Here is a 12,166-nt window from a genome sequence, read left to right as displayed (position 1 = left end):
CTCGGCCGCCGCAGAGCCCGCACGGATCAGGCCCGACCGCCTGACCGGGCACGACGGCGCGCTGCGAGCGACGACGACGGTTCACCGCCGCCACGCCGTCGGGATTCGGACACTGAACCGACTTCACGCACGTCGCCGTCGCCGAACACCGCCCCGACTCCCCCGATGATGCCTGAAATAATCCGATCCACCTCCTCGGCCGTGTAGGCCTTGCGCACACCGCCGGCAGACGACAGCATGAGGCCGCTGATGAACATCATCACGACATAGGCCTGCTCGTCGACAAGCGCAGGATCGAGATTGTGATCGTGGGCCTGATCCGCCTCGATCGCTTCCCGGATGAGGACCAGAAATCCCTCCGTATAACCTCTGAGTGCCTCGTCGAGTTCAGCATCTCGCGCAGCCTGCAGAGCAAGCTCGGCGCGGGCTTTCGTCCTGGTCAACCGCGCACCCGTGGCCGAGCGCACCACCAGCTGCGCCAGACCCGACGGAGACCGGCACTCCGCGTCGCCGTTGTCGGCACGACTCCGGGTCGCAGCCGTCAAGTCCTTGCGATCCAACTCGGCTATCCGTGCAGCAACCGCATGCACCAGGGCAGACCTGGTACGGAAGTAGAAGGACGTCGTACCGTCCGGGAAGCCGGCCTTACGGTCCACTTTGAGGTGGCTGACCCCCTTGAGGCCGTCCTCGGCAAGCAGGCGAACAGCCGTGTCGCACAGTTCGCGGCGACGCTGCTCCGGGTTGGGCTTTCGTCTCATCTCAGTGACGAAGTGTAGTGAACAAGCCGTGCGAAAACCGGCTCACACCGTCCGGCACTGCCATGTACAGACCTCTGCGGAATCCAACTCTGGAAGGCGAGAAGATCGAGACCCTCGCGCCTACCCTGCCCGGCAGCTACCGGGTACAACAGTCCTAGTCGACTATTTCGTCCCGCCGGCAAGTCCGGCGACGTCGCGTACGTCATCGGCGGGCCGCTAGCCGATGTCCTCTACGATGTCTCCTGTAATCACACTGACCACCAGGAACAGGGACGGGCAATTAGAGTGCGGCTGGCGTGGCGCGATGGCGGCACGGCGCGGCCCGGCGTGGGCCGGTAGCGCAGGCCGTGCCGAATCATGCACGGGACGCCTCGCCGAACACCCAGGCGAGCTGGACTGAATCCGCTTTACAGAGCATCTCCCGCAGGAACCCCGGTAAGGCCTCACATCTGCTCGCGGCTGACCTGCGGCGCGAGATCCTCAACGGGCACTTGGAAGCCGACCAGCGGCTGCCCTCGGAAGCCGATCTGATCAGTCACTTCCGAATCTCGCGTGAGACGCTGCGGGAAGCGCTGAGAATCTTGGAGTCCCAGCAGCTCATCGAGATAAGACGCGGTCGCGGTGGCGGCGCGGTGGTTCGCAGGCCCGGACTCGAGGCGGTGGGCCGCTACGTCGCGATGCTGCTACAGCTACGCGGCGCGACGCTGGGCAATCTCGAGGAGGCCCGATCGGTGATCGAGCCCCCCGCCGCCGAACTGGTGGCCGTCCGCGCCGGCTACGACGACCTGGACCGCCTCATCACGTTGCACGACGCCGAGCGGAGCGGAGAGCGTGATCCCCTCGCCTTCGTCTCGGCGATGTCCCGCTTCGATCAGGCCGTCACGGAGCTGTCGGGCAACCGGACACTCGCGGTCGTCGCGGGGGTCTTTCGCGACATCTACGCCGGGCAGGTCTACTCGGCGATCGGCAGCAGCGATGCTGCGTCCGCCGAGCGCATCGCACGCCGCGTTGTGGTGAGCCACAGCGCCTTTCTCGACGCCGCGCGGCGACGGGAGCCGGCGCTGGCGGGCAAGGCCTGGAGCGACTACCTCTACACGACGAGTCGCATGCTGGTCAGCCGCAACACCAGTCGCGAACCCATCGATGTCACTCCGCTGTGGCGGGCCCAGGCCCGGGAGTCTGCCGCCGAGGTCGCCCCTCGCCGGGCCTCGACCGTGGCCACCGAGATTCGGGCCCGTATCGCCAACGGTGAACTCCGGGAGGGGGATCGTCTCCCACCGCAGCCGGAGCTGGCCGCCGAGTTCGGCATCTCCCGCCCGACACTGCGCGAAGCGCTGCGCATCCTGGAGATGGAGTTCCTGCTGGATCTGCGGACCGGGGATCGTGGTGGCGCCAGTATCGTCGCTCCTTCCACACGCGTGGCCGCCCAGCTGTCAGGCATCGTCCTGGAGTCTCGACAGACCACTCTCGCCGACTTCTACCGTGCGCTGAGATCGATCGAGCCCGCGACCATGGGACTGGTCGCGTCCCGAATCACCGCCAGAGCGCTACGGGCACTGACCGCAGTGGTCGACCAGCTCGCCGCCACCGTCGACGACACCGCCCGGTTCGTCACAACCTGGCGGGAAGCCGAGATGGCAGCATTCTCAACGGTCAAGAACCCGGCCCTGACCATCATCGCCGAAATCCTGCATTGGGTCCGCGTCGGCGTGGAGCCGGCGGTGACCGCCGACGCGGAGAATCTGCCGTGGGTGGCCTCGTCGAACCGCAACAGCCAGCGTCTCTTTGTCAAGTTCCTCTCCGCCGCGGGCGAACACGACGCGCCGCGGGCCGCCGAGGTGTGGGCGCACTGCTTGAAGGTCAACGCGCCGTGGATCGAGGAGTCCCAGCTCGGTGAGCGGCTGGTGCTGGACCTGATGGCCTGACCGCGACGCGTCTCGGCACCGGCCTGCCGACCGGCCTCAGACGATGTGCGACTCGTGGCCCGTCCAGTAGCGGTCGCGAAGTAGCCGCTTGTACAGTTTGCCGTTCGGGTCACGGGGCAACTCGTCGACGAAATCCAGAGTGCGCGGGCACTTGTACGCCGCCAGCGCGGCCCGGCAGTAGGCCAGCAACTCGATTCCCAGATCCGCGTTCGCGGCGGCGGGCGCGGCGGGCTGTACGACCGCCTTCACCGCCTCACCCATCTCCTCGTCGGGCACGCCGATGACCGCGACGTCGGCCACGGCAGGATGGGCGGTGAGGAGATTCTCCACCTCCTGGGGATAGATGTTCACACCGCCGGAGATGATCATGTGCGACTGACGATCGGTCAGGTACAGATAGCCGTCCGGGTCCAGAAACCCCATGTCTCCCAGCGTGCGCCAGCCCCGGTCGTTGACCACCGACGCGGTCTTGCCGGGGTCGTTGTGGTACTGGAATCGGCGACCTCCGGCGAAATACACCACGCCCACCTCGCCGGCCGGCAGTTCCTCGCCGTCCGACCCTACGATGTGACAGTCCTGCATCGGTCGGCCCACCGAACCCGGGTGGGCCAACCACTCCTGGGCCGAGATGAAGGTGGCTCCGAGATCCTCGGTCCCCGAATAGTACTCGTCGATGATCGGCCCCCACCACTGCAGCATCTGACGTTTGACCGCAACCGCACACGGTGCCGCCGTGTGCAGCACCCGGCGCAGGCTCGACAGGTCGTAGCGTTGGCGTTCCGGCCGGCTCATCCGAAGCATCCGGACGAACATCGTCGGCACGAACTGCGCGTCGGTGACCCGGTGGCGCTCGATCAGTTCGAGACATTCGCGCGGGTCGAACTTCTCCATCACGATGACGGTGGCACCGACCCGTTGCCACGACATCGATCCGACCAACGGCGCGGAGTGGTACAACGGCGCCGGACACAGGTACACCGAATCGGCTCCCCCCTCGCTGCCGGTCATCCCCAGCGCTATCTGCGCGGGTACCGAGGATGGGTCGCCGAAAACGGTGCCAGGCAGGGCCTTACGAATACCTTTTGGCCAACCGGTGGTCCCCGACGAGTACAGCATCTCTCGACCCTCACACTCGTCGTCGAGGGGGGCCGAACTCGCCGCGGCGAGGACATCGTCGTAGCGCTCGAATCCGGCGAGATCTCCGGTGACCGACACCCGCACCGGTACCGCGGCGGTGTCCAGGCCCGCGACGACATGGGCCAGCTCCGCGCTGGAAACCAAGGCCTTGGCGCCACAGTCACCGAGGACGTACCCGACCTCCGCGGACCGCAGATGACTGTTGATGGCGGTGTAGTACAGGCCCGCCCGCTGCGCCGCCCAGGCCACCTCGAGAAACGCGCGTTCGTTGCCCATCAGGATGGCGAGATGATCCCCGCCCGCCAGCCCGCGAGACCGCAGGGCGCGGGCGAACCTGGCCGACCGCTCATCGAGCTGCCGGTAGGTCACCACCTCACCGGAGCGGGCCATGACGATCGCGGGCACGTCGGGTGTGTGGACGGCATGCCAGCTGGGCGCCATCCGCGCCTCGACGCTCGCCCGCCGCGGGGTCCCGGACTGCGGTTTCGCGTCGCCGGACACCCTAGGTGACCGCTCCGGCAGCCTTCAGCTCGATGATCCGGTCCCAGTCCAGGCCGAGCTCCTCGAGGATCTCGTCGGTCTGCTCCGCGAAGCCGGGCGCCGGCCCGCTGTGCGTGGCGGTGACGTCGAACTGCACCGGGTTCGCGACGACTTCGAGATCACCGGCATGCACCACGTAGTCGTTGGCCCGCATCTGGGCGTCCTCGGTGACCTGCAGGGTGTCCTGGACCGGTGCCCACGGTCCGGCCAGCGTCGCGAACCGCTCGGCCCACTCCGCCAGCGGACGCTTGGCCATCGCTTCGGTGAGGATCTCGACCGCCTCGGCGGTGTTGGCCGCGATCGCCTCGGCGGTGGCGAAACGCGCGTCGGTGGCCAGTTCGTCGAGGTCCATGTGGCGACACACGTCCGCCCAGAACTTGCCGGGCTGCATCATCACCAATGAGATGTACCGGCCGTCGGCCGTGGCATACATGCCCACCAGCGGATTGTTGGGCGAGGCATGCGTGCCGGGAGGCGGCAGCACCAGCAATTCACCGAGGTGTTTGGTCAACGCGATGGTGTGTCCCATCGCCCATGCACCGCTGGCCAACAGCGACACATCGACCACCGACGCCTCGCCGGTGCGTTCGCGCTTGTACAGCGCGGCGGCGATACCGCCGGCGAGGTTCGTGCCCGAGATGGTGTCGCCGTAGGCCGGGCCCGGCAGCGGAATCGTCCCCGGGACCCCGGGCGGGGTGATGGTGGCGGCGGCACCGGCCCGGCACCAGAAGGCGGTCATGTCGTAGCCGCCCCTGCCGCTCTCCCCGCCGCGGGGGCCCAACGCACTGCCGCGTGCGTAGATGATGTTCGGGTTCACGGCGCGGATGTCGTCGACGTCGATGCCGAACTTCTCCCGGGCCGCCGGCAGGAAGCTGGTCAGAAAGACATCCGAGCGCCGGACCAGCTCGTAGAGGACCTCCCGCCCCTCGGGCACCGACATGTCCAGGCCGATGCTGCGCTTGCCCCGGTTGGCGTTCTCGAAGTTCGGGTTCGGATCGCCGTGGACCACGAGGGTGCCCGTCTGCCGGAGCCCGCGCTGCGGATCACCGGTGATGGCGTGTTCCACCTTGACGACCTCGGCACCCCATTCGCCCAGCACGGCCCCGCAGGAGGGCACGAAGCCGTACATCGCGACCTCGAGGACGCGAACCCCCGCGAGCGGGCTCATCCGATCACCGCGGCGAAGGTCTTGCGCTCGAGGAATTCCTCCAGGCCCGCGACACCCATCTCGCGGCCGAGACCGGATTGTTTGTACCCGCCGAACGGGCTGTCGGGCTTCGCGTAGTAACCGCCGTTGATGCTGAACGTGCCGGTGCGGACCCGGCGCGCCACGGCGACGGCGCGATCATGGCTGCCCACCACCGCGCCGGACAGGCCGAAGATCGAGTTGTTGGCAATGCGCACCGCGTCGTCCTCATCGTCGTAGGCGATCACGACCAGCACCGGACCGAACACCTCCTCCTGGGCGATCTCGCTGTCCGGATCCACATCGATGAGCAGTGTCGGCTCGTAGAAGAAGCCGGGATCCACCCTGTTGCCGCCGGCGACCAGCGTCGCGCCGGCATCGACGGCCCTCGTGACCATGGCGTCAACCTTGTCGCGCTGTTTCTCGCTGATCAGCGGTCCCATGTAGTTGGCCGCATCGGCCGGATCGCCGTAGGTGACCATGGCGAGATTCTGCTTGAGCAACTCGACGATCTCGTCGTGTCGACTACGCGGCACCAACATCCGTGACGTGATCGCGCATCCCTGCCCGGCGTGCGAGGTGACCATGAACGCCGCCATCATCGCCGCGGTCGGGAACTCGGCGTCGTCGAGCACGATCATGGCCGACTTGCCACCCAACTCCAGGAAGACCTTCTTGATCGTCTCGCTGGCCGCGGCCATGATCTTGCGTCCGGTGGCCGTCGATCCGGTGAAGGTGACCAGGTCGACGTCCGGGCTGGTGGTCAGCGCGGCCCCAACGTCCGGGTCGGTCGAACTGATCACGTTGACGACACCGGCGGGGATGTCGGTGTGGTTGGCGATCAGCTCACCGAGCGCCAGGGTGATCAACGAGGTATCGGGCGCGGCCTTGAGGACGACAGTGCAGCCGGCGGCCAGGGCCGGGGCCACCTTCGCTAAAGCGAGTTGGTTCGGGTAGTTGTAGGCGATGATCGCCGCCACCACCCCGTAGGCCTCCTTGTCCACCCAGCGCTTGTTCCGCATCCCCATGTACTCGATCTCGTCGAGGTCCTCCGACATCGGATAGGTCTTCAACAGATCGGCGTAGTAGCGCACGATGGCGATCGGGTCGTCGAGCTGGGCGCCCTCGGTCGACGTGCGGGTGGCTCCGACCTCGGCGATCGTGAGCGCGCGCAACTCCTCGCTGTGTTCGACCAGGGCCTTGTGCAGCTGATCGAGGCAGTGGACCCGCAATTCGACGTTGGTCGGCCAGTCGGTGGTGTCGAAGGCGCGCCGGGCTGCCGCGACCGCCTGCTCGGCGTCGGCGACGGTGGCGTTCGGCGCGAAGCCGACCACCTGGCCGGTCGCGGGATTGACCGACGGGAAAGTCGCACCGCTCTGCGCGCCGAGCAGCCGGCCGTCGATCAACATCGGCGCGTGGACGAGGCTCGGTCCGCCAGCGCCGTCTCCGGGTGCGTCGGCTGCCATGGTCGCTGTCGTGTCGTCTGCGGACATCACGCCTCCGGGGTCTGCTCGTTGTGAGCGGTGCAATTCACCCGCCCACCTGGCGAGCACGAACATAGCACAGAAAATAGTTGACTCGGTCGCCTGTCTGCGGTTAGCTCAGACGCACAGGGCCGCGGGCCCGGAGGGGTCCATGCGACACCGACGGGATTAGCGCCTCGCTCGGATACTCACCCACCAAATCATCGGCGCCGCACTGCACTTGTGGCAACAGACCCAACGCAGACGAATCCGTACGCAAACGCGAGAGGAGGACCGTGAAGGTTCGAGTCGACCCCGAGCGGTGCCAGGGACACACCCTGTGCGCCATGATCGCCCCCGACATATTCCAGCTCAGCGAGCTCGACGGCAGCGCCGAGGCGAGCACGGAAGAAGTCCCACCGGAGCGGGAGGAGCAGGCGCGCGAGGCTGCCCAGTCCTGCCCGGAACAGGCCATCACGATCGAGGACGACCGCAACGGGTCGCCCGTGCCGTCCGGCAACCGACAGACGAGGGAGATGACGTCGTGACCGACGACAGCGCCGCCGACGCCGACATCACCAACGACGACCACGCGAAGAATCACTACCACTTCGACCGCCACAGCCCGGACTACCGTTTCCAGTTCGAATCGATAGCCGCCGAGCTGCAGGAGAAGTGCCCGATAGCCTGGTCGGACACCTATGGCGGGCACTGGGTCGCCAGCAGCAGCCAGGCCGTGTTCGAGCTGGCTCGTTGTCCCCACATCTCCAATGACCACGACGTCAACGGCGAGCGCCGCGGCTACCAGGGCATCACCATTCCCGCCAAGCCGATCCCGATCCGGGGTGGCATGTTGGAGATGGATCCTCCCGAGCACCGCACCTACCGAAACGTACTCAATCCGTTCCTGTCCCCGGCCGCGGTGAAGCGTTGGGATCCGTTCGTCGCCGAGGTCGTGCGGGCCAGTATCGACGAGAAGATCGAGGATGGGCGCATCGACTTCGTCGACGACCTCGCGAACGTCGCACCGGCGGTGATCACGCTGGCGATGTTAGGTATCCCGCTGGAGAAATGGCATTTCTACAGCGAGCCAACGCATGCCCTGCTGTACACCCCCGAAGACTCCCCGGAGATGGCCGAGGTGATCGAGCAGAACCAGCAGATCGCGCTGGACCTGCTCGGCCACATCGCCGATATCCGGGAAAACCCCCGCCCCGGGATCATCAACGCCCTGGTCAACTTGCGCATCGACGGCGAGCCGGCACCCGAGATGGAGATCCTCGGGATGCTGATCCTGCTCATCGGCGGCGGGTTCGACACCACGACGGCCCTGACCGCCCACTCACTGGAGTGGCTTGGACAGCACCCCGACCAACGCGAACGGCTGAATCGCGAGCGCGGCGCCCTGCTGGACGCCGCCACCGAGGAGTTTCTGCGGTTCTACGCCCCCGCACCCGGAGACGGGCGCACGTTCTCCGAGGACACCGAGATCGAGGGAATTCACTTCAAGGAGGGTGAGCGGCTGTATATCTCCTGGGCCATGGCCAACCGGGACCCGTCGGTGTTCACCGAGCCCAACAAGATCATCCTCGACCGTAAGGGCAATCGACACTATGGTTTCGGCCTCGGTATTCACCGCTGTATCGGGTCGAACCTCGGGCGTTCGGTGTTCAAGGCGATGCTCACCGCCACCCTGGATCGCATGCCCGACTACGAGTGCGACCCCGAAAGCACCGTGCATTACGAGACGATCGGTGTGATTCAGGGAATGCGCCATCTCCCGGCCTCCTTCACCCCCGGAAAACGGCTCGGCCCGGGCTTGGACGAGACGCTGCGAAGACTGCAGAAGATCTGCGACGAGCAGGAACTCGCACGGCCCATCACCGAGCTCAAGAGCGCGGCACGGGTCGACTGAGCTCGGACATGAAGGAATCTTGGACATGAAGGAATTTCGGGTGTGAAGGAACACTGTGACGCCGCCGCAGGTTAGACCCCCGATAGACCGCCGTCCGGTACCCGAGCCCGACGACGTCAGTCGGTTCTACTGGGAGGCCGCGGGCCAGCACAGGCTGCTGCTGCAACGTTGCCGGTCCTGCGCGAAGCTGCAATATCCGCCCGAGGTGTGCTGCGTGCATTGCCAGGCCGACGAGTTCGAGCTCAGCGAAGTGAGCGGGCGGGGCTTCATCTACTCCTACGCGACGGTCGAGCGGCCGCTGCATGCGGGCTTCGTCGACGCGCTTCCCTATACCGTGGTCTTCGTCGAACTGGACGATCAACCCGGATTGCGCATCGTCGCCAATCTCGTCGACGTGCCGGCGGGCACCGAGCTGTCCTGTGGCATGCCGGTCGAGGTGGTCTTCGAGGACCGCGGCGCCGTGACACTGCCGCAATTCCGACTCTCCGGAGACCCCGCATGAGCTCGCTGGCTCGTCCGGTTGCCATCGCGGGCGTGGGTTATTCGGAACTGACCCGCAAGGGTGATCCGAACCCGAACTCGCTGGCGATCACCGCCACCCGGGCGGCACTGTCGGATGCCGGGCTGCGCGCCGCCGACGTCGACGGGATCTTCGAGTACAAGTTCGGCCCGGAATCTCCCGGCGCCCAGGACATGGCGCGACTGCTGGGAATACCCGACCTCGCGGCCTTTGCCGACATCATGGCCAGCAACCCGTCGGGGCTGGCCGGCGCCCTTGCCGGGGTGATGGCCGTGGCGTCCGGCGCCTGCGAAACGGTGCTGGTATTCCGATGCCTGACACATGCCGCTGGCCACCAGGGGGGTGTGGCCAGCGGTCCCGAAACCGTCAGCGGACGGGATCAGTTCCTGACGCCGTACGGCTACCTCGGCGGCATCCTGGTCAACCTCGCCCTCAAGAAGCAGCGGTGGATGGCCGAATATGACCGTCCCGAGGAGGATTTCGGTCGTATCGCGGTCAACGCCCGCCGGTGGTCCGCGCTGAACCAGCGTGCGGTGCTGCGCGACGAACTGACCATGGACGACTACCTGTCCTCGCGGATGGTGGTCGATCCCCTCCGGGTGCTCGATTGTGACTATCCGGTCAACGGCGCGGTGGCCACCGTGATCACCACCGCCGAGCGTGCTGCCGATCTACCCCAGCCCGCGGTGCTCGTCGATGCGATGACCTACGCCACCGGTCGGGGTGCGGACTGGGTGTTCGACGTGGACTTCCTCTACGGGGGGACCTTCGACTGTGCGAATCGGCTGTGGCAGCGGTCGTCGGTGACCTTGGCCGATGTGGACGTGGCTCAGGTCTACGACGGCTTCACCCCGGTCACGGTCTCCTGGATCGAGGCGTTGGGGGCGTGCGGGCGCGGCGAGTTCGGCCAGTGGGTGGGCGACGGTGGCCGGCTCGGTCCCGGCGGGGACTTCCCGCTGAACACCGCCGGCGGGCAGCTCGCGGAGGGGCGCCTGCACGGAATCGGCTTTCTGAACGAGGCGGTGCTGCAGCTGCGTGGTCAGTGCGTCGAGCGTCAGGTGCCAAATGCGCGGGTAGCTGTCGTCGCCAGTGGCGTGTACCCGCAGTGCGGAGCAATGGTGTTGACCGCCGCATGACCGAGTCATCCGTCACGACCGAGTTCGGCGCCGCCAGTGGGAGAATCGCGCCTGGTGATGGTGCATCGTGGGGAGCCCTGCAGCGACGCAGCACTCGAAAGGTCTCCCATCTTCTCGCCGAGGACCTTCGGCGCCAGATCCTGAGCGGACAGCTGGCGCCCGATCAGCAGCTACCCCCCGAAGCGGATCTGACCACACGGTGGCAGGTCTCTCGCGAGACCCTGCGTGAAGCACTGCGGATCCTCGAGTCGCAGCAACTCATCGAGATCAGGCGCGGCCGGGCCGGCGGCGCGGTGGTACGCACTCCCGGACTGGAGGCGGTGAGCCGGTACGTAGCACTGCTGTTGCAGCTGCGCCGCACGACCCTTGCGGATCTCGAGGAGGCCAGATCGGTCATCGAACCGCCGGCCGCGCAGCAGGCCGCCGTCCTGGCGGAGGCCGACGACCTCGACGCGCTGGTCGCGCTCCACGAAGCCGAGCGCGCAGCCGACGGCCCGCTCGGCTTCGTCGCAGCCATGACGGCGTTCGACCAGGCGGTTACCGAGCTCTCGGGTAACCGCACCGTTGCCGTCATCGCCGGGGTGTTCCGCGATATCCACGCGGGCCAGGTGTATTCGTCGATCGGAAGCGACGACGGGGCTGCGGCCGAACGCATCGCGAAGCAAGTCATCGGCAGTCACAGTGCATTTCTCGCCGCAACCCGCAGCCACGACGCGTCGCTGGCCCGCCAGACCTGGATCGACTACCTTGTCGCCACCAACCGAATACTGGTCAGCCGCAACCTCAGCCGCCAACCAATCGACATCACCCCGATGTGGCGGGCGCAGGCCGGACAGGCCGGCTCGGCGACGACGCCGCGCCTGGCACTGACCGTGGCCACCGAAATGCGGGCTCGGATCGCCGAGGGCCGGCTCGGCGACGGTGACCGACTTCCCCCGCTGGCCGACGTATCCGAGGAGTTCGGCATCTCCAGGCCGACGCTGCGAGAGGCACTCCGGATCCTGGAGACCGAATCTCTGCTCGAGTTGCGTACCGGAGACCGGGGGGGCGCCGTCATCCGCACTCCCTCGACGCGTGTCGCCGCCCAGCTCGCCGGCATCGTCCTGGAAGCACGCGGGGTGACCTTCGGGGACTTCTCGCGTGCCACGCAGCTGTTCGTGCCGCCGATCATGGGTCTGGTCGCCTCGCGGATCACCCGGTGCCAACTCGGAATCCTTCGTCGGGTGGAATCCGAACTGACCGCCGCGACCGAGGACACCGCGCGGTTCATCACGACCTGGCGGGAAGGCGAGATGACCGCGTTCTCCGCGGTCGGGAACCCGGCGCTGACCGTCATCGCCGAAATCATGCACTGGGTCCGTATCGGGGTGGAACCGGCCGTCACCGCGGATGCCACCGGGCTGCCCTGGGTGAGCAAGACCAACCGCAACGCTCAGCGTCTCTTCGCCCGGTGGGTCTCGGCCGCGGCAGCCAAGGATTCCGCCGGTGCGTCCGCGGCCTGGGCGGAGAACCTGAAGGTGAATGCATCGTGGTTCGAAAACTCGGGGATCGGCGAGCGACTGGTGCTGGACCTGATGGGTTGACCT

General features: G+C 67.0%; 9 protein-coding genes and 1 pseudogene. 6 read left to right on the top strand and 4 right to left on the bottom strand.

Annotated elements, in window-relative coordinates; translation table 11 throughout:
• Nucleotides 1-26: 26 nt before the first annotated feature.
• Nucleotides 27-758, bottom strand: coding sequence for a TetR/AcrR family transcriptional regulator (locus tag CSR00_RS06440; RefSeq protein ID WP_099021555.1), 732 nt, complete (start codon nucleotides 756-758; stop codon nucleotides 27-29).
• Between the two features lie 347 nt (nucleotides 759-1,105).
• Between CSR00_RS06440 and CSR00_RS06435 the strand changes: the two genes are divergently transcribed.
• Nucleotides 1,106-2,683 (top strand): FadR/GntR family transcriptional regulator, encoded by a 1,578-nt coding sequence (locus CSR00_RS06435; RefSeq protein ID WP_099021554.1) that lies wholly within the window; start codon nucleotides 1,106-1,108, stop codon nucleotides 2,681-2,683.
• A 36-nt stretch (nucleotides 2,684-2,719) separates the two neighbouring features.
• On the opposite strand, the gene CSR00_RS06430 is transcribed toward CSR00_RS06435, so the two are convergent.
• From CSR00_RS06430 to CSR00_RS06420, 3 genes are all read right to left on the bottom strand, one after another.
• Nucleotides 2,720-4,261: an acyl-CoA synthetase gene (locus CSR00_RS06430; RefSeq protein WP_099021592.1), complete on the bottom strand. Its 1,542-nt coding sequence runs from the start codon at nucleotides 4,259-4,261 to the stop codon at nucleotides 2,720-2,722.
• A 61-nt stretch (nucleotides 4,262-4,322) separates the two neighbouring features.
• Nucleotides 4,323-5,528: a CaiB/BaiF CoA transferase family protein gene (locus CSR00_RS06425; RefSeq protein WP_099021553.1), complete on the bottom strand. Its 1,206-nt coding sequence runs from the start codon at nucleotides 5,526-5,528 to the stop codon at nucleotides 4,323-4,325.
• Nucleotides 5,525-7,012 (bottom strand): aldehyde dehydrogenase family protein, encoded by a 1,488-nt coding sequence (locus CSR00_RS06420; protein WP_245905867.1) that lies wholly within the window; start codon nucleotides 7,010-7,012, stop codon nucleotides 5,525-5,527. The genes CSR00_RS06425 and CSR00_RS06420 overlap by 4 nt, the downstream gene beginning before the upstream one ends.
• Nucleotides 7,013-7,305: 293 nt before the next feature.
• On the opposite strand from CSR00_RS06420, the pseudogene CSR00_RS06415 reads away from it, so the two are divergent.
• The 5 genes and pseudogenes from CSR00_RS06415 to CSR00_RS06395 form a co-directional block, all read left to right on the top strand.
• Nucleotides 7,306-7,500 (top strand): annotated as a pseudogene (locus tag CSR00_RS06415) (ferredoxin); the annotation flags it as partial.
• Nucleotides 7,501-7,553: 53 nt separating this feature from the next.
• On the top strand, nucleotides 7,554-8,924 hold the full coding sequence (locus CSR00_RS06410) for a cytochrome P450 (RefSeq protein WP_099021550.1): 1,371 nt from the start codon (nucleotides 7,554-7,556) through the stop codon (nucleotides 8,922-8,924).
• A 55-nt stretch (nucleotides 8,925-8,979) separates the two neighbouring features.
• Entirely contained in the window at nucleotides 8,980-9,426 is a 447-nt protein-coding gene (locus CSR00_RS06405) for a Zn-ribbon domain-containing OB-fold protein (RefSeq protein ID WP_099021549.1), read from the top strand.
• Entirely contained in the window at nucleotides 9,423-10,580 is a 1,158-nt protein-coding gene (locus CSR00_RS06400; RefSeq protein WP_099021548.1) for a thiolase C-terminal domain-containing protein, read from the top strand. Before CSR00_RS06405 ends, CSR00_RS06400 begins: the two co-directional genes overlap by 4 nt.
• Nucleotides 10,577-12,163, top strand: coding sequence for a FadR/GntR family transcriptional regulator (locus CSR00_RS06395; protein ID WP_099021547.1), 1,587 nt, complete (start codon nucleotides 10,577-10,579; stop codon nucleotides 12,161-12,163). Before CSR00_RS06400 ends, CSR00_RS06395 begins: the two co-directional genes overlap by 4 nt.
• The last annotated feature ends 3 nt before the right edge of the window (nucleotides 12,164-12,166 follow it).

This window comes from Mycolicibacterium palauense, assembly GCF_002592005.1.
Taxonomy (GTDB): Bacteria; Actinomycetota; Actinomycetes; order Mycobacteriales; family Mycobacteriaceae; genus Mycobacterium; species Mycobacterium palauense.
Note: the sequence above shows the minus strand (reverse complement) of the source record. Positions and strands in the feature narration are given on the sequence as shown.